The 16,954-nt window shown below is 73.4% G+C and carries 16 protein-coding genes; 13 read left to right on the top strand and 3 right to left on the bottom strand.

Annotated features, from left to right (window positions below; translation table 11 throughout):
* Positions 1 to 296 precede the first annotated feature (296 nt).
* From ETD96_RS23545 to ETD96_RS23490, 12 genes are all read left to right on the top strand, one after another.
* The gene (locus tag ETD96_RS23545; RefSeq protein ID WP_138638646.1) at positions 297 to 1,553 is read left to right on the top strand and encodes a sensor histidine kinase; all 1,257 of its coding nucleotides are present in this window, start codon (positions 297 to 299) and stop codon (positions 1,551 to 1,553) included.
* On the top strand, positions 1,541 to 2,188 hold the full coding sequence (locus ETD96_RS23540; protein ID WP_138638645.1) for a response regulator: 648 nt from the start codon (positions 1,541 to 1,543) through the stop codon (positions 2,186 to 2,188). Before ETD96_RS23545 ends, ETD96_RS23540 begins: the two co-directional genes overlap by 13 nt.
* Complete coding sequence (locus tag ETD96_RS23535; protein ID WP_138638644.1) at positions 2,185 to 2,994, top strand: DUF4097 family beta strand repeat-containing protein; 810 nt, start codon at positions 2,185 to 2,187, stop codon at positions 2,992 to 2,994. The genes ETD96_RS23540 and ETD96_RS23535 overlap by 4 nt, the downstream gene beginning before the upstream one ends.
* Before the next feature lie 492 nt (positions 2,995 to 3,486).
* Positions 3,487 to 4,539 (top strand): methionine ABC transporter ATP-binding protein, encoded by a 1,053-nt coding sequence (locus tag ETD96_RS23530; protein WP_138638643.1) that lies wholly within the window; start codon positions 3,487 to 3,489, stop codon positions 4,537 to 4,539.
* The gene (locus ETD96_RS23525) at positions 4,536 to 5,192 is read left to right on the top strand and encodes a methionine ABC transporter permease (RefSeq protein WP_138638642.1); all 657 of its coding nucleotides are present in this window, start codon (positions 4,536 to 4,538) and stop codon (positions 5,190 to 5,192) included. Before ETD96_RS23530 ends, ETD96_RS23525 begins: the two co-directional genes overlap by 4 nt.
* Before the next feature lie 20 nt (positions 5,193 to 5,212).
* Positions 5,213 to 6,028, top strand: coding sequence for a MetQ/NlpA family ABC transporter substrate-binding protein (locus ETD96_RS23520; protein ID WP_138638641.1), 816 nt, complete (start codon positions 5,213 to 5,215; stop codon positions 6,026 to 6,028).
* Between the two features lie 118 nt (positions 6,029 to 6,146).
* Complete coding sequence (locus ETD96_RS23515) at positions 6,147 to 7,112, top strand: STM4015 family protein (protein ID WP_138638640.1); 966 nt, start codon at positions 6,147 to 6,149, stop codon at positions 7,110 to 7,112.
* The gene (locus ETD96_RS23510; protein WP_138638639.1) at positions 7,109 to 8,089 is read left to right on the top strand and encodes an STM4015 family protein; all 981 of its coding nucleotides are present in this window, start codon (positions 7,109 to 7,111) and stop codon (positions 8,087 to 8,089) included. The genes ETD96_RS23515 and ETD96_RS23510 overlap by 4 nt, the downstream gene beginning before the upstream one ends.
* Positions 8,086 to 9,165 carry an STM4014 family protein gene (locus ETD96_RS23505; protein ID WP_138638638.1) on the top strand — a complete coding sequence of 360 codons (1,080 nt, stop codon included), beginning with the start codon at positions 8,086 to 8,088 and terminating at the stop codon, positions 9,163 to 9,165. Before ETD96_RS23510 ends, ETD96_RS23505 begins: the two co-directional genes overlap by 4 nt.
* 29 nt (positions 9,166 to 9,194) lie before the next feature.
* Positions 9,195 to 9,986, top strand: a complete 792-nt coding sequence (locus ETD96_RS23500) for an STM4013/SEN3800 family hydrolase (protein WP_171069190.1) — start codon at positions 9,195 to 9,197, stop codon at positions 9,984 to 9,986.
* On the top strand, positions 9,983 to 11,263 hold the full coding sequence (locus tag ETD96_RS23495) for an STM4012 family radical SAM protein (RefSeq protein WP_240808074.1): 1,281 nt from the start codon (positions 9,983 to 9,985) through the stop codon (positions 11,261 to 11,263). The genes ETD96_RS23500 and ETD96_RS23495 overlap by 4 nt, the downstream gene beginning before the upstream one ends.
* Positions 11,263 to 12,117 carry an STM4011 family radical SAM protein gene (locus ETD96_RS23490; RefSeq protein ID WP_138638636.1) on the top strand — a complete coding sequence of 285 codons (855 nt, stop codon included), beginning with the start codon at positions 11,263 to 11,265 and terminating at the stop codon, positions 12,115 to 12,117. Before ETD96_RS23495 ends, ETD96_RS23490 begins: the two co-directional genes overlap by 1 nt.
* A 53-nt stretch (positions 12,118 to 12,170) precedes the next feature.
* Here the strand turns inward: ETD96_RS23490 and ETD96_RS23485 are convergent, their stop codons facing one another.
* Genes ETD96_RS23485 through ETD96_RS23475 form a run of 3 tightly spaced genes read right to left on the bottom strand, consistent with a single transcriptional unit; the run spans position 12,171 to position 15,067 of the window.
* Complete coding sequence (locus ETD96_RS23485; RefSeq protein ID WP_138638635.1) at positions 12,171 to 13,322, bottom strand: DUF6745 domain-containing protein; 1,152 nt, start codon at positions 13,320 to 13,322, stop codon at positions 12,171 to 12,173.
* A 9-nt stretch (positions 13,323 to 13,331) separates the two neighbouring features.
* The gene (locus ETD96_RS23480) at positions 13,332 to 13,658 is read right to left on the bottom strand and encodes a hypothetical protein (RefSeq protein WP_138638634.1); all 327 of its coding nucleotides are present in this window, start codon (positions 13,656 to 13,658) and stop codon (positions 13,332 to 13,334) included.
* A 38-nt stretch (positions 13,659 to 13,696) separates the two neighbouring features.
* Entirely contained in the window at positions 13,697 to 15,067 is a 1,371-nt protein-coding gene (locus ETD96_RS23475; protein WP_240808072.1) for a threonine/serine exporter family protein, read from the bottom strand.
* A 151-nt stretch (positions 15,068 to 15,218) separates the two neighbouring features.
* On the opposite strand from ETD96_RS23475, the gene ETD96_RS23470 reads away from it, so the two are divergent.
* A partial coding sequence (locus ETD96_RS23470; RefSeq protein ID WP_138638633.1) for a RecQ family ATP-dependent DNA helicase occupies positions 15,219 to 16,954 on the top strand: 1,736 nt, incomplete at its 3' end.

Raw genomic sequence — 16,954 nt, 5'->3', positions numbered from 1 at the left:
ATGAACCCCCATCCCACCCACCGCCCCTCTAGGGCGCGCCCTACATCGGGGACCGGCCGGCGCCGGAAGGAGACCTTGGACGAGACGGGGCGGGGGACGGTGGTGACCATTTCGGCACTCCCAGAGGACGGTGATCCGGTTGCGGCATCCGCGCTCCGGGACGCCCGGTCACAGCCTTGCCGCGGCGCCCGGCGCGGTCAGTGGCATCGCCATCCGACTTGGGGTGGCACTAGGTTCACCCCCGTCCTCCGGTTTGGTCCATGGTGGCGGACGAAGCGTGCCAATACGGTTGCCGCATGGCATCCATCTCCGCGGTCGCCCGTGCCCGCGTGCGCGCGCCGTGGACGGCGGCGGCGTGGCGCGACACCGTGTTCGTCGCCTCCGGGGTGCCGCTGCAGGTCGCCGGATGGGCGGTCCCGGGCTCGGTCTGGGCGGTCTGGGCACCCGTGGACGTCGTGCCGGTCCTCGTCCTGACCGCCGCGACGATCGCCTTTCCGCTGCTCGCGCTGCGTCCGCTGACGGCGTGGCAGCGGGAGCGGTGCTGGGCCGTGCTCGGCCTGCACATTCCGCCCATGCCGGACCTGGCCGACGGGCGCCCGTGGGATCCGCTCCGCGACGTGCGCTCGCCCGAGGTGTGGCGGAAGCTGCAGTACCACCTGGTCGCGGGCCCGCCGCTCGCGCTCGGCGGACTGGCCGTGATCATGATGTGGGCGGCGGGGGCCGTCCTCAGCGCCGTGCCCCTCTACGCGTGGGCGCTGCCCCACGTCGGCGTGTTCGGCAACCCGGTCAAATCGGGTGCGCTCGTCGTGACCGGCGTCCTGCTCCTCGCGGCGGCGCCCTGGGCGGCGGCGGGCGTGCGGCGGCTGGACGCCCGCGCCGCCGCCGGGCTGCTCGGCCCCGACCGCGCGGAGGAGCTGCGGCGCCGCGTCGAGGACCTCGCCGAGAAGCGCGCCAGCGTGGTCGACGCCGCCGACCTCGAACGCCGCCGCATCGAACGGGACCTGCACGACGGCGCGCAGCAGCGCCTCGTGTCCCTCGCGCTGAACCTCGGCCTGGCCCGCGAGACCCTCACCGGCGTCCCCGACGACGCCATGCGGGTGATCGTCGAGGCGCACGAGGAGGCCAAGGAGGCCCTCGCCGAGCTGCGCACGCTGATCCGCGGCCTGCACCCCGCCGTGCTGGAGGACCGCGGCCTGGACGCCGCGCTGTCCGGCGTCGCCGCCCGCGTGCCGCTGCCTGTCCGGCTGCGGGTCGAGGTGGAGCCGCGCGCCTCCTCCACCGTCGAGGCCGTCGCGTACTTCGTCGTGTCCGAGGCCCTCACCAACGTCGTCCGGCACGCCCGCGCCGCCGAGGTGGACGTCGAGGTCGTCCGCCGGGGCGACCTGCTGCGGGTGACGGTGCGCGACGACGGCGCGGGCGGCGCCGACCCGTCCGCCGGGACGGGCCTGACCGGGCTCGCGCGCCGCGTCCGGTCGGTGGACGGCGCGTTCCGGATCACCAGCCCCGCCGGGGGCCCGACGACCGTCACCGTGGAGCTGCCGTGCGCGTTGTGATCGCCGAGGACTCGGTCCTGCTCCGGGCCGGGCTGATCAAGCTGCTGGAGACCGCCGGGTTCGAGGTCGCGGCGGCCGTCGGCGAGGCCGAGGGGCTGCTCGCCGCCGTCCGCGCGCACCGCCCCGACGCGGCGATCGTGGACGTCCGGATGCCGCCCGGCTTCACCGACGAGGGCGTCCGCGCGGCGCTCGTCATGCGGCGGGAGGCGCCCGAGGTCGCGGTGCTGCTGCTGTCGCAGTACGTCGAGGAGCGCTACGCCGCCGACCTGCTGTCGAGCGGCGCCGGCGGCATCGGCTACCTGCTCAAGGACCGGGTCGCGGACGTCTCGGTCTTCCTGGACGCGCTGCGCCGCGTCGCCGCCGGCGGCACCGCGCTGGACCCCGAGGTCGTCTCGCAGCTGCTGCTGCGCCGGCACGCCGACCCGCTCGGCCGGCTCACCCCGCGCGAGCGGGAGGTGCTGGCCGTCATGGCGGAGGGCCGCTCCAACGCGGGCATCGCCGCGGCGCTGGTGGTGAGCGAGAGCGCGGTCGCCAAGCACATCAACAGCATCTTCGCCAAGCTCGACCTGCCGGACGCCCAGGGCGACCACCGGCGCGTCCTCGCCGTGCTGCGCTTCCTGGACGGCGACACATGACCGCCGGGCAGGAGGAGGCCACCGCAGCGGGCCGGCCCCGGCGGCGCGGCGTATGGATCGCGCTGGCGATCGCGACCGCGCTGGCCGTGGTGACGCCCGTCCTGCTCGCGGCGCTCGGACGGGCCGTCCGGCAGACCTCGGCGTCCGTCACCCCCTACCACCACGTGATCAGGGAGCTGCGCCTCGACATGGACGGCGCCGCCGTCTCCGTCGGCCCCGGCCCGGACGGCGAGGCCCGCGTCTACACGAGGCTCCGCTGGGGCCTGGACCGGCCCGGCGTCACGGAATCCCTCGTGGACGACGTGCTGTTCGTGACGTTCCGCTGCGGAAGTTCGGACGTGCTCGGCGGCTGCGGCGCCGACATCGACGTCCAGGTCCCGGCGGGGACGCGCGTGTCGGCGGTGTCCGGATCCGGGGAGATCAGCGTGCGGGGCCTGACCGGCGACCTCGACCTGCGCACCGGGTCCGGCGAGATCGGCGTCGCCGGGGTGCGCGGCCGGCTGCGGCTGGAGGCCCGGTCCGGCGCGATCACCGGGACCGGGCTGGCCGCGGCCAAGACCCGGGCGCGGGTGTCGTCCGGCTCCCTCGACCTGCGCTACGCCGAGCCGCCGGGCGCCGTCGAGGCGTCCGCCGGGTCGGGCACGGCGAAGATCATCGTGCCGCCGGGGTCGCGCTACCGCGTCCGGGCCGGGACGGGCTCGGGCGGCACCCACCTCAACCCCGCCGTCGTCGACGAGGGCGCCGCGCGGTCGATCTCCGTCCACAGCGGGTCCGGCAGCACCTACATCGACTACCGCGACGACTGAGCGCGGACGTCCCCGTCGGCGTCCGCCACTCAGCGCGATGGACATCACACCCGCCGGATTTGCGGTCACTGGTGTGAAGCCGGTTAACTGCTGACATGTCTTCCGTACGCCCGTGCCGTGAGCACCGCCCGCCGATGCGGCGGGCCATGCGGGCTACGTGTTGCCGGCGAATGTGTGGCCGCTGAGGGCCCCTGCCGTCCTGCGTCTCGCGCCCCGAAGCGAGCCTGTCCGCCACACCCCTGAGTCGCCCATGTTCTTCGAACGCCACCTGCTGAGCCACGCACCGTTCCCGCCCGGCCGCTCCTAGGCGCCTGCCCTCGTAGGCGCTTCCCAGGCGCCTTGCAGGCGTTCCCCCCGAGCGTTCGCGCGCCGCGCATGCCGCACGCCGCATGCCGCACGCCGCGCCGTGCCGCCCGCGCTCGCCCGCGCCGCTCGCCGTCCCGCTGACCGCCGCCGCTCGTCCGGCGCCCGTGCCCGCATGGATGTTTTCCTGTGATCCAGATCGAGAAACTTCGAAAAAGCTACCGCGACCGCGGCCGCGAGGTGATCGCCGTCGACGGGGTCGATCTGACCGTCGCCGAGGGCGAGGTCTTCGGCGTCCTCGGCCGCAGCGGCGCCGGCAAGAGCACCCTGCTGCGCTGCGTCAACCTGCTGGAGCGCCCGGACGAGGGCCGCGTCGTGGTCGGCGGGCAGGACCTGCTCGCGCTGCGCGGCGGGAACCTGCGCCGCGCCCGCCAGGGCATCGGCATGATCCACCAGCACTTCGGCCTGCTCGGCAGCCGGACCGTCGCCGGGAACGTCGCGTTCCCGCTGGAGGTCATGGGCGTCCCGCGCGCGGAGCGGGCCGAGCGCGTCGCCGAGCTGCTGGACCTGGTCGGGCTCACCGAGCACGCGAAGGCGTACCCGGCGCAGATCTCCGGCGGGCAGAAGCAGCGCGTCGGCATCGCCCGCGCCCTCGCCGGCCGTCCCAAGGTGCTGCTGTCGGACGAGGCGACCTCCGCGCTCGACCCGGAGACGACCGCGTCCATCCTGGAGCTGCTGCGCGATCTCAACCGGCGGCTCGGCCTCACCGTCCTGCTGATCACCCACGAGATGGACGTGGTGAAGCGCATCTGCGACTCGGCCGCGGTCATGCGGGACGGCCGGATCACCGAGTCGGGGCCCGTCACCCGGCTGCTTGCCCGGCCCGGCTCCGAGCTCGCCCGGGACCTGTTCCCGCTGCCGCCGGCCGAGCCCCGCGACGGCTGGACGCTCGTCGAGGTCACCTTCACCGGCGGCGCCACCGACGAGCCGTTCGTGTCGGCGCTGGCCCGCAAGTACTCGCTGGACGTGAACATCCTCGGCGGCGCCGTCGAGACGGTCGGCGGCGAGCGCGTCGGCCGCCTCCAGCTCGAACTGCCCGGCGACCCCGCGGCGAACGCCGCCCAGCTCGCGTTCCTGCGCGAGTCCGGGCTGACCGTCGACGTCAAGCACGCCGGCGACCCCGCCACCCCGCCCGGCGGTGCCGGCCGGGCCGCCGACGACGACCGGGAGGACGTCCGATGACCTGGGACGAGGTCGCTCCGCTGCTGTGGCCCGCCACGGTGGACACCCTCTACATGACCGGCGTGGCCACGCTGTTCACCGTCGTGCTCGGGCTGCCGCTCGGCGTGCTGCTGGTCGTGACCGAGCGCGGCGGGCTGCTGCCCGCCCAGCCCGTGAACCGGGCCCTCGGCGTCGTCGTCGACATCGGCCGCTCGCTGCCGTTCCTGATCCTGATGGTGGCGATCATCCCGTTCACCCGGCTGGTCGTCGGCACGAGCATCGGCAACGCCGCCGCGATCGTCCCGCTGACGATCGGCGCCATCCCGTTCTACGCGCGGCTCGTCGAGATCGCGCTGCGCGAGGTCGACCCGGGCGTGCTCGCGGCGGCGGACGCCATGGGCGCCACCCGCCGGGAGATCGTCGGCAAGGTCCTGCTGCGCGAGGCCCGGCCCGGCCTGGTGTCGGGCCTGACCGTCACCGTCATCGCGCTGATCGGCTACACGGCCATGGCCGGGACGGTCGGCGGCGGCGGGCTCGGCAACCTCGCCGTCGTCTACGGCTACGAGCGCTTCGAGACCAAGGTCATGCTCGCGACCGTGGCGCTGCTCGTCGTCCTGGTCCTGTTCATCCAGGCCGCGGGGGACCTCGTCGCCCGCCGCCTGACCCACCGCTAACCCACAGAAAGGCACGTGTCGTGCTTCGCAAGCTCACTGTCGCGCTGGCCTCCGTCGGTCTCCTCGTAGGGCTGACCGCCTGCGGCTCGTCGGAGGCGTCGGACGATCCGGACGCCCCGCTGAAGGTCGCGGTCAACCCCGTCCCGCACGGCGACATCCTGACCTACGTCAAGGACAATCTGGCCGACAAGGCCGGGCTCAAGATCGAGATCGTGGAGTTCAGCGACTACCAGCAGCCGAACACCGCGCTGAAGGAGAAGCAGGTCACCGCGAACTACTTCCAGCACGTCCCGTTCATGGAGGAGTTCGAGAAGCAGTCGGGGACGAAGCTGACGTTCGTCGCGCCCGTCCACCTGGAGCCGCTCGGCGTCTACTCCAAGAAGGTGAAGAACCTCCAGGACGTCCCGCGGGGCGCCGAGGTCGCCGTCCCGAACGACCCGGCCAACGGGGGGCGCGCGCTGAAGCTGCTCGCCGACAACGGCCTGATCACCCTGAAGCCGGACGCGCCGACGACCGCGACCCCGCGCGACATCGCGACCAACCCCAAGAACCTGAAGTTCACGCCGGTCAAGGCCGCGCAGCTGCCCCGGTCGCTGGACGACGTGGCCCTGTCGGTCATCAACGGCAACTACGCCATCGAGGCCGGGCTGTCGCCGAACAAGGAGGCGCTCGCCGCCGAGAAGGCCGAGGGCAACCCGTACGCCAACGGCATCGTGACGCTGCCGGAGAACAAGGACGACGCGCGCGTGAAGAAGCTCGTCCAGCTGCTGCAGGGCCCCGAGGTCAAGAAGTTCGTCGAGGACAAGTACAAGGGGTCGGTGCTGATCGCCTCCTGACGCCGGTGCCGGGCGCCCCGCACCGGGGCGCCCGCCGCCGGGGCCCTCGCCGGAAACCGCGCGGTTTGTCCGTCGGTCCTGATAGGACATGGTGCCGACGAACTCGCGAAGGGGACCCATGGGCGTTTATCAGCACCTTGAGGAATACGCCGGCCTGCCGGTGGCCACGTTCAACCACGAGACCGAGACGGGCGACGCGGGGGACGCCGGCACCGACCCGGTCACCGGTGAGGAGTACCCGGCGGCGGGCGAGGCCGCCTGGTACGTCGGGACGGCCTTCGACGAGGAGGACTTCGCCGACGTCTTCGCGCGCTTCGTGCAGACGGTCGACACCGCCGAGATCACCGCGCTGATCATCGGCTACTGGGGCGCGGACTACGACTCCGGCGCCGCCGACCCGGTCGACGTGCTCACCAAGGCCGCCGCGTCCTTCCCGAAGCTGCGGGCGCTGTTCCTCGGCGACATCACGGGCGAGGAGGCGGAGATCTCCTGGATCGAGCACTCCGACATCACGCCGCTGTTCACCGCGTTCCCGGACCTGGAGCGGCTCGAGGTGCGCGGCGCGCAGAACCTCGCCCTCGACCCGGTGAAGAGCGAGCGGCTCAAGGTGCTGCGGTTCGAGTCGGGCGGGCTCCCGGCCCGCATCGTCCGGGCCGTGGGCGCGAGCGAGCTGCCGAACCTGGAGCACCTCGACCTGTGGCTCGGCGAGGAGAACTACGGCGGCGACACCGCGGTCGCCGACCTCGCGCCGCTGCTCGGCGGCGAGCGGCTGCCCGCGCTGCGCCACCTCGGCCTGGAGGACAGCGAGATCCAGGACGAGATCGCCGCGGCCGTCGCGGGCGCGCCCGTCGTGGCGCGCCTGGAGTCGCTCAGCCTCGCCATGGGCATCCTCACCGACCAGGGCGCCGAGGCGCTGCTGTCCGGGCAGCCGCTCACCCACCTGCGCAAGCTGGACCTGCACCACCACTTCCTGTCGGACGCGATGATCGAGCGGGTGAAGGCCGCGCTGCCCGGCGTCGAGGTCGACCTGGACGAGCAGGAGAAGCCGGACGGCGAGTGGCGCTACATCGCGGTGTCCGAATGATCGAGGAACGCCTCTCGACGTTCGCCGGGCTCCCCGTCCACGCGTTCGACGGGGACCCGGAGGGCGGCCCGCTCCCCGCCGCCGGGGACGTCGCCTGGGGGATCTACCACCACATCCACGACAACGGGGTGTGGGGCGCGGAGGTCCCCGAGAACTTCGACCGCTTCCTCCAGGAGGTCGACACCGCGCGGGTCACCCACCTGATCATCGGCTTCTGGGGGTTCGACTGCACCGAGTTCGACCCGGTGGAGCGGCTGGTGGCCGCCGCCGACCGGCTGCCGCGCCTCCGGGCGCTGTTCCTCGGCGACATCCGCGACTGGGACCTGCACCTCTCATGGATCAAGCACACCGACGTCGCGCCGCTGTTCGAGGCGTTCCCCGAGCTGGAGCACTTCGAGGTGCGCGGCTCCGACGGGCTGCTGTTCCCGGTGCTGGACGCCCGCGCCGGCGCCCGGCTGCGGACGCTGCGGTTCGAGGCGGCCATGCTGCCCGCCGAGATCGTCCGGTCGGTGGCCGAGAGCGACCTGCCGGGGCTGCGCCACCTCGACCTGTGGCTGGGCGGCGGCCAACTGGACTGGCTCGCCTCCCTCGACGACCTCGCCCCGATCCTCGCGGGGGAGCGGCTGCCCGCCCTGCGCCACCTCGGGCTGGAGAACGCCTCGGGCCACGACCGGATCGCCGAGGCCGTCGCGGACGCGCCCGTCATCGCGCGGCTGGAGTCGCTGAGCCTCGCGCTCGGCACGCTCACCGACGCGGGCGCGGAGGCGCTGCTGGCCGGCCGGCCGCTCGGCCACCTCGCCGACCTCGACCTGCACCACCACTTCCTGACCGAGGAGATGGGCGCGCGGGTGCGGGAGGCGCTGCCGGGCGTCCGGGTGAACCTGGACGATCCGCAGGGGTTCCCCGAGTGGCTGAAGCCCCAGTGGCGCCGGCTCGAGTTCGACATGAGCGGCTCCTACATCGCGGTCGCCGAATGAGCCTCGTCGTCGTGGGGACGCCCGGCGACCGGCGCCCCGTGCTGTTCGCGGCGGCGTGCCGGTCCGCCGGGCTGCCCGAACCGCGGGTCGTGCCCTGGGCGGACGTCCTGCGCGGCGCCCCGCTCGGCCTGGCCGCGGGCGACCTCGTGCGCGTCGACTCGCCGGGCGAGGACCGCGAGGCCGACGCGCTGCTGCGCGGCCCCGGCGAACCGGCCCGGGTGGGCGGCGGCGCCCGCTGGCACCGGACGTTCACGGCGGCGCTGCGGCGGATGTCCGGGGAGGCGTCGGCGGCGGGCGCCCGCCTGCTCGGCGACGTCGAGGAGATCGCGGTCATGTTCGACAAGCGGCGGTCGCACGCCCGCCTGCTGGCGGCCGGGGTCCCCGTCCCGGCCGCGCTGCCGGGCGTCTCCGGCTACGCGGCGCTCCGGTCCCGGATGGACGAGGCGGGGGAGCGGCGCGTGTTCGTCAAGCCCGCGCACGGCTCGTCCGCGTCCGGGGTGGTGGCGCTGCAGACCGCGCCGCCGGACCGGATCAGGGCCGTGACCTCGGCGTCCATGGCGGACGGGCAGCTGGTCAACTCGCTGCGCGTCCGCTCCTACGAGACCGAGGAGGAGGTCGCCGCGCTCATCGACCTGCTCGCGCCGGACGGCCTGCACGTCGAGCGGTGGCTGCCCAAGGCCACGATCAACGGCCGCGTGTTCGACCTGCGGGTCGTCGTCATCGGCGGCGAACCCACGCACGCGGTCGTCCGGACGAGCCGAACGCCCATGACCAACCTGCATCTTGGCGGCGCCAGGGGCGACCTGGGAGCCGTGCAGCGCGTGCTCGGCGAGACCAGATGGCGGCGGGCACTCGACGTGTGCGCGCGGGCCGCGTCCTGTTTCCCGGGCAGCCCGATGGTCGGCGTCGACCTGCTCGTGGGGATCGGCCTGAAGCGGTTCGCCGTCTGCGAGGTGAACGCGTTCGGCGACCTGCTACCCGGGCTTACCGGTCTACCCGGTAGCCCGGCCGAGGGACTCGACACGTACGGCGCCCAGGTCGCTCTGCTCCAGGACGCGGCGGGGGCGGCGGCGTGACGAACATGGGTACAGGCGTGTCGCACGACATGAACGCCATCGTCGGCACCCACGATCTGCTGCTGGTGACTCTCGACACGCTCCGCTACGACGTGGCCGCCGAACTGGCCGCGGCAGGGGAGACGCCCACACTCGCCGGGCTGCTCCCAGGGGGCCGTTGGGAGCGCCGCCACACGCCGGGCAGTTTCACCTATGCGGCGCACGCCGCGATGCTGGCCGGGTTCATGCCGACCCCCGCGTCCCCTGGGCCGCACCCGCGTCTTTTCGCGGGGGCGTTCCCCGGCAGCGAGACGACCGCGCCCCACACGTGGACGTTCGACGCCGCCGACCTGCCGTCCGGGCTCGCCGCCGCCGGCTACCACACCGTCTGCGTGGGCGGCGTCGGGTTCTTCAACAAGCTGACGCCGCTCGGGTCGGCGCTGCCGTCCCTGTTCGCCGAGAGCCACTGGGAGCCCGCGTTCGGCGTGACCGACCCCGACGCGCTGCCCAACCAGATCGACCGCGTCGCCGAGACCATGGCGCGGCTGCCGTCCGACCGGCGGCTGTTCCTGCTGGTGAACGTCGCGTCGCTGCACCAGCCCAACTGGTTCTATCTGCCCGGCGCCACCCGGGACGACGGCGACACGCGCGCCAGCCACGCCGCCGCCCTCCGCCATGTCGACGCCCACATCGGGCGCCTGTTCGCGCTGATGCGCCGCCCCTGCTTCGTCATCGTCTGCTCCGACCACGGAACGGCCTACGGCGAGGACGGCCACACCGGGCACCGCATCGGCCACGAGGTCGTCTGGACCGTTCCGTACGGGGAGTTCGTTCTACAGTGAAGCCTTACCAGGGATACGTGTACGCGTACCCGCACAAGACCGCCTACCGTCCGCTGGACCCGGCGCCTCCACTGCGCGACGTGTGGGCGGGGGAGCCGCTCGACTCGCTCTTCCTGTACCTCCACGTGCCCTTCTGCGAGATGCGGTGCGGCTTCTGCAACCTTTTCACGCGCACGGGCGCGCCCGAAGAACTGACCGGCGCCTACCTGGACGCCCTCGACCGGCAGGCGACCGCCGTACTGGACGCCCTGGACGGCCCCGCCTTCGCCACGGCCGCGTTCGGCGGCGGCACACCGACCTACTTCACCGCCCCGGAGCTGGAGCGCCTCTGCGACATCGCCGGACGCTTCAAGGGCTTCGGGACGATCCCGCTCGGCGTGGAGACGTCCCCGGCCACCGCCACCACCGACCGCCTGACCGTCCTCGCCGAACGCGGAACCACCCGCATCTCGATCGGCGTGCAGAGCTTCCTGGACGAGGAGGCGCGCGCGGCGGTCCGGCCTCAGAAGCGTGCCGAAGTGGAGGCCGCGCTGGACCGCATCCGGGCCGTGGGCTTCCCGACCCTCAACATCGACCTCATCTACGGCATCGACGGCCAGACGCCCGCGACATGGCTGCACTCCCTGGACGCCGCGCTTGCATGGCGCCCCGAGGAGGTCTACCTGTACCCCCTCTACGTCCGTCCGCTGACGGGTCTGGGCCGCCGCGCCCAAGACTGGGACGACCAGCGCCTCACCCTGTACGGCATCGGCCGTGACCACCTTCTTGCCGAAGGCTACGAGCAGGTGTCGATGCGGATGTTCCGGCTCCCCGGAGACACCGCCAACGGCACCGAGTACTGCTGCCAGACGGACGGCATGGTCGGGCTCGGCTGCGGAGCCCGCTCCTACACCTCCCGCCTGCACTACTCGTTCGAGTACGCGGTGGGCGCCGGGCAGGTGCGCTCCATCATCGACTCCTACGTGAGCGAGACCGACTTCACCACCGCCCGTGTCGGGTTCACCCTGGACGGCGACGAGCAACGCCGCCGCCATCTGCTCCAGTCCCTGCTGCAGGCGGCCGGGGTCGACCGGGCCGAGTACCGCGCGCGCTTCGACAGCGACCCACTGGACGACTTCGCGGCCGACTTCGCAGCGTTCGGTGAGCGCGGATGGCTGGAGACGTCCGACACCACGGTGCGGCTCACGCCGGAAGGGCTCGCCTACTCCGACGCCATCGGCCCCGCGCTCTTCTCGTCCCGCGTCGAGGGCCTCATGGACTCCTACGAGGCGCGCTGATGGGGCGGCACCTGACGATCCTCTACCGGGGGCCGCTCGCGAGCTGCGACTACGACTGCCCGTACTGCCCCTTCGCCAAGCGCCGCGACACACCGGACCAGTTGCGCGCCGACCGCGCCGCCCTGGAACGCTTCACGGAATGGGTCGCCGGCTGCGGGCACCCCGTCTCCGTCCTGTTCACGCCGTGGGGCGAGGGGCTGGTGCGCTCCTGGTACCGGCAGGCGCTCACCATGCTGAGCCATCTCCCGCATGTCGAACGGGTCGCGATCCAGACCAACCTCAGCCACCGCGTGTCGTGGACGGCCGACGCCGACCTCACCCGGCTTGCGCTGTGGGCGACCTACCATCCCGGCCAAGTTCCCTATGAACGCTTCCTAGGGAAGTGCCGGGACCTGGCTGAGCGCGGCGTCCGGTACAGCGTCGGCATTGTCGGCCAGCCCGAACACCTCGACGCCGCCCGCCGTCTGCGCGCCGACCTGCCCACCGGCACCTACCTGTGGGTCAACGCCGCCGAGGGGCGCGTCTACGACGACGCCGAAGCCGCCACCTGGGCCGAGATCGACCCGCTCTTCCCGCTCAGCCGCCGCCCGCACGCCAGCCGCGGCCTCCCCTGCCGGACGGGGGACACGGTGGTGTCCGTGGACGGCGACGGCACCGTCCGCCGCTGCCACTTCGTCCCGGCCGTGCTGGGCAACCTGTACGACGGCACGTTCCGGGACGCGCTGGCCCCGCGCCCCTGCCCGCTCGACGTCTGCGACTGCCACATCGGCTACGTCCACCTGGAGCCCCTCGGGCTTTACGACACCTTCGCCGGCGGCGTCCTGGAACGGATCCCGGCCCTGCTGGAGCGTTAAAGACGGGCGTCCCTTGGTGACTGGGGAAGTGCGACCAAGGGACGCCCGCGGGCTCAGGTCTGCTTCTCGGGGTGGTAGTCGGCCTCGTCCACGCCGAACGTCCAGGCGACGCCCGCGCGCGCTGTGCGGGTGCCGGGCGGGACGCGCAGATAGTAGGTGCGGTACGTCCCGTCAGGTTCGGGGGTGGAATTGACCACCTCGACCATGACCACCGGTTCATCGCCGGGCAGGTCGATGGACCACAGGACGCCCGTCTCGTCCCGGTGCAGGGGACGCGCGCCCGTCTCGGCCAGGTATCGGTCGTATCCGAAGATCTCCAGCATGACCCGGCGCAGTTCGGCGTTCGCCTCCGCCGAGATCCGGTCGGCCGTCAGTCCCGTCAGCGAGGCCACGAAGTCGGGCGGGATGGGCATGCCGCGCCAGGCGTGCAGCGCGAACCCGTCCGGGTAGGCGAGAGCGGGGCCGTCGCCGCGGTGCAGCCGCCCGGGCTCGTCGCGGTGCAGCTCGCTCGGACGTTCCGACAGGATCACCAGCCGCTCGTAGGGCCACCACCAGCCGGCCGACCGGGCGACCTCGGCAAGGCCCGCGAGAGGGCCGTCCAGCCGTCCGAGCGACTCGAACAGCGCCAGCCACGGCGCGTCGTGCTGGCCGAGTACGGCGTCGAGCGTGGCGGCGCGCAGCAGGGACGCCACCTGCTCCTGATCCGGGGCGGGGCGCTCGTTCCCGGCCGCGAGCGACCCGGCGTGGGCCTGCTCGCCGATGGCCGCGCGCACCCGCGTGACCAGCGACTGGACCTGGTCCCACAGGAGGCCGCCCGTCTCGGCCCACGTGCGCGGCCACTGCTCCGGCCCCTGTTCGGAGCAGGCCGCCGCACGCATCGCCTCCCATGGGCGGGTGCGGACGTCCGCGAGGACGCTCCCGCCCGCCGGCCCTTCACCGAGGTCGGCGCGGGCCTGCTCGACCAGCTCGTCCAACCCCGCCGCCTTCAGCGCGTCGCCGTGCCCCGCCAGGACGGCCGCCGCGACGGCGCCGCGCGCGGGGGAGGGGACCCACACGTACCGTTCAGGGGCGGGCAGGCCCGCGGAGGCGTAGGCGGAGGCGACCCCCGCCTCGGCCTGGGCGCGGTCGGCGGGGCCGGTGCCGAACGCCGCCGCCTGCCAGTCGCCGACCACGAAATGGGTCTCGCGCAAGGTTCCGGTGACCATCCCGCCCCCTCAGTCCGCCACGACGCGCACGGCGCCGGGCACGTACTCGCGCTGGCGGACCACCCGGTACCACCCCTTGGGCAGCGTGATCGCCGCGTGCTCCTCATGCACCAGCCGCCCGCCGGACGGCAGGTGCAGATGGTCCGGGGCGAGCGGGTCGGGGGTGCGCAGCAGCGAGCCCGGCGCGGTCAGCGCGTGCGCGTGCCCGGTGGCCTCTCCGAGGGCCAGCACCATGCGTCCCCGGCCGTCGCGCGGAGCGGACGGCAGGTCGCGCACGGACCGCGGGACCGCCTCCTCGGACACGGGCAGGATCAGGATGTCTCCCTGTCGGTACATGCCGCGAACGTAACGTCCGCCACCGACAGAACGAGGGCTCAGAAACCGCGCGTACGGCGGGCCGCGGGACGGGCCCACCGTCCGGACGCGCCGAGGCCGACGCGCTGGAACGCGCGGACCAGCTCACCACCGAGGTTCACGCCGGCGCCCAAGGCCAGCGCCACGGACACGGCCCCGATGAGGCTCAGCACACCCGTGTTCGGGGAGCCCGTGTTGAGTTCCACCATGCTGCGGTACAGCGCGGTCCCGGGCAGCAGAGGGCCGATGGCCGGGACCACGTAGGGCATGACGGGTTGCTGGTTTCTTCGCGCCAGCCAGTTCGCCGCGACACCGACGACCGTCGCCGCCACCGCCGCCGCCAGCACCGGGGGGACGTTCCACCCGCGCGACAGGACGTACAGCACCCAGATGAGCGCACCGCCCAAGGCCGCCGCCAGCAGGACCTGCTTGGGCGCGGCAAGGGAGATCGCGAACGTCACGGAGATCGCCGCCGCCGCGATCACCGCGACCGGCCGCAACTCCGCCGCCGGCGTGGGCAGATGCTTGACGTCGATGGGGACGTTCAAATTGACCGCGAGGTAGACCACCGCGCCGAGCCCGGCGACGATCGCGGCGATCATGAAGAAGACCTCCAGGACCCGCGCCCCGGCGCTCACCAGGTCGCCGGTGATGCCGTCCTGAATGCTCGCGACCAGGGGGCGTCCCGGCAGCAGCGCCAGGATCGCGCCCGTGACGATGGTGGAGGCGTCCTTCGGATTGCCCAGGGCCACCACGATGACCGCGGCTCCCGCTCCTATCGCGGCGGCGACCGTCAGCTGGAAGAACTCCGCGATGCCGCGCCGCGCCAGCGCCGCGGCGGTGCGGTCGCCGAGCACCGTCGCGATGAACGCGGTCGTCGCGACGAGCGGCCCACCGCCGGACAGCACACTGCCCGACGCGGCGATGAGGCCCAGCGACACGACCATCAGCCACGCCGGATAGGGCGCGCGCCCGCTCTTGATCCCCGCGAGGCGCTTGTGCGCGTCGTCCAGTTCCAACATGCCGATGGAGGCGTCCTGGACGAGATCATGCAGCGCCGTAAGGCGCCAGTAGGCCGGGGTACGGCGCCGGATGGCCCGCGTCCCCGTCATCGGCGGCGCACCCTTGCCCGGGTGGGCCGACACCAGAAGGCTCGTCAGCGTGACCTGGACCTCGCACCGGGGAAGCTCATAGGCCACGGCCAGGCTGAGCATCGCCTCGTTGACGCGCTCGGTGGTCTCGCCGCTCGCCAGCAGCAGTTCACCGACGCGCAGGACGAGATCGACCGCACGCGGGTCGACGACCTCACCGGGCTCTTCCTCTGGCGGTTCCGGGGGATGCCCGTCCATCAGGACCTGCCAGGTCCGCCGCAATCGTTCGGCAGCGCGCATTGCCCCCGCTGTGTTCCTTCCCCGCCGTCACCTGATCTTGACCAGCAGGCTACCCACGCACTCGCGGCCGCAACGCCCCGGCTCCCACCCGCCTTTTCCACAGAACGCGTTTTTGGTGCGGTGTCTTCCGCGGCGCTGGTACCAAGGACACATGAGCACTTCAGACGGGCTCCGGGACGATGCCGAGCGCTGCCTGCGCGCCCTCGCCGGCGACCACGCGCGGCTCCGCGACGACCAGTGGACGGCGATCAGCGCGCTCGTCGTCGACCGGCGCCGCGCCCTGGTCGTGCAGCGCACCGGGTGGGGCAAGTCGGCGGTGTACTTCGTGGCGACCCGGCTGCTCCGCGAGCGCGGCGCCGGCCCCACCGTGATCGTCTCGCCGCTGCTGGCGCTGATGCGCAACCAGATCGAGGCCGCCGACCGGGCCGGCATCCACGCCCGCACGATCAACTCGTCCAACACCGGCGACTGGGAGCAGATCTTCGCCGAGGTCGAGGCGGGCGCGGTCGACGTGCTGCTCGTCAGCCCCGAACGGCTCAACAACCCCGACTTCCGCGATCTCGTCCTGCCGAAGCTCGCCGCCGGGGCCGGGCTGGTCGTGGTCGACGAGGCGCACTGCATCTCCGACTGGGGCCACGACTTCCGCCCCGACTACCGGCGGCTGCGCACCCTGCTCGCCGAGCTCCCGCCCGGCATCCCCGTCCTCGCCACCACCGCGACCGCCAACGCCCGCGTCACCCAGGACGTCGCCGAGCAGCTCGCCGGCGACGACGCCCTCGTCCTGCGCGGCCCGCTGGAACGCGAGTCGCTGCACCTCGCCGTCGCCGCGCTCCCCACCGCCGAGCAGCGCATCGCCTGGCTCGGCGAGCACCTCGCCGACCTGCCCGGCTCCGGCATCATCTACACGCTCACCGTCGCCGCCGCCCACGAGATCACCGGCTACCTCCGCGACCGGGGCCACGAGGTCGCCGCCTACTCCGGCCAGACCGAGCAGGCCGAACGCCTCCAGGCCGAGCAGGACCTCCAGGACAACAAGCTCAAGGCCCTCGTCGCGACCAGCGCCCTCGGCATGGGCTTCGACAAGCCCGACCTCGGCTTCATCGTCCACATGGGCGCGCCGCAGTCCCCGGTGGCGTACTACCAGCAGATCGGCCGCGCGGGCCGCGGCGTCGACCGCGCCGAGGTCATCCTCCTCCCCGGCCGGGAGGACCGCGACATCTGGGCCTACTTCGCCAGCCTGGCGTTCCCTCCGGAGCAGACGGTCCGCACCACCCTGGAGGTCCTCGACTCGGCCGACCGCCCGCTCTCCACCGGCGCCCTCGAACCGATGGTCGACCTCACCCGGGCCCGCCTGGAGATGATGCTCAAGGTCCTCGACGTGGACGGCGCGGCCCGCCGCGTCAAGGGCGGCTGGACGTCCACCGGCCGCCCCTGGACCTACGACCGCGAACGCTACGAGCGCGTCACCGCCGAGCGCCGCCGCGAGCAGCAGGCGATGCTCGACTACATCTCCACCACGGGCTGCCGCGAGGAGTACCTCCGCCGCCAGCTCGACGACCCGGCCGCCGCCCCCTGCGGCCGCTGCGACAACTGCACCGGCCGCCACTGGCCCACCGACGTCGCCCAGGAGAGCGCGACCCGCGCCCGCGACCGCCTGCACCGCCCCGGCGTCGACATCGCCCCCCGCCGCATGTGGCCCACCGGCCTCAAGGACGACCTCGGCGTGTCCGGCCGCATCAACTCAAGTACGCCAAGGCCCGAGCACGAGCTGGGCCTGATCGACGCCCGGTTCCGGCCCGGCGGCCCCGCGGCGGCCGGGCCCGGAGGGGCGATCATGTACTGGCACGTGGACGACCTGGAGGCCGCCGTGGAGCGGCTGCTGGCGAT

Source organism: Actinomadura geliboluensis, from assembly GCF_005889745.1.
In the GTDB taxonomy this organism is placed as follows: Bacteria; Actinomycetota; Actinomycetes; order Streptosporangiales; family Streptosporangiaceae; genus Spirillospora; species Spirillospora geliboluensis.
Note: the sequence above shows the minus strand (reverse complement) of the source record. Positions and strands in the feature narration are given on the sequence as shown.

Excerpts from the sequence above, each read along its gene's own strand:
- ETD96_RS23505 (WP_138638638.1), top strand. The coding sequence starts at position 8,086 with ATGAGCCTCGTCGTCGTGGGGACGCCCGGCGACCGGCGCCCCGTGCTG.
- ETD96_RS23475 (WP_240808072.1), bottom strand. The coding sequence starts at position 15,067 with ATGCGCGCTGCCGAACGATTGCGGCGGACCTGGCAGGTCCTGATGGAC.
- ETD96_RS23480 (WP_138638634.1), bottom strand. The coding sequence starts at position 13,658 with ATGTACCGACAGGGAGACATCCTGATCCTGCCCGTGTCCGAGGAGGCG.
- ETD96_RS23485 (WP_138638635.1), bottom strand. The coding sequence starts at position 13,322 with ATGGTCACCGGAACCTTGCGCGAGACCCATTTCGTGGTCGGCGACTGG.
- ETD96_RS23515 (WP_138638640.1), top strand. The coding sequence starts at position 6,147 with ATGGGCGTTTATCAGCACCTTGAGGAATACGCCGGCCTGCCGGTGGCC.
- ETD96_RS23535 (WP_138638644.1), top strand. The coding sequence starts at position 2,185 with ATGACCGCCGGGCAGGAGGAGGCCACCGCAGCGGGCCGGCCCCGGCGG.
- ETD96_RS23525 (WP_138638642.1), top strand. The coding sequence starts at position 4,536 with ATGACCTGGGACGAGGTCGCTCCGCTGCTGTGGCCCGCCACGGTGGAC.
- ETD96_RS23545 (WP_138638646.1), top strand. The coding sequence starts at position 297 with ATGGCATCCATCTCCGCGGTCGCCCGTGCCCGCGTGCGCGCGCCGTGG.
- ETD96_RS23500 (WP_171069190.1), top strand. The coding sequence starts at position 9,195 with ATGAACGCCATCGTCGGCACCCACGATCTGCTGCTGGTGACTCTCGAC.
- ETD96_RS23490 (WP_138638636.1), top strand. The coding sequence starts at position 11,263 with ATGGGGCGGCACCTGACGATCCTCTACCGGGGGCCGCTCGCGAGCTGC.
- ETD96_RS23510 (WP_138638639.1), top strand. The coding sequence starts at position 7,109 with ATGATCGAGGAACGCCTCTCGACGTTCGCCGGGCTCCCCGTCCACGCG.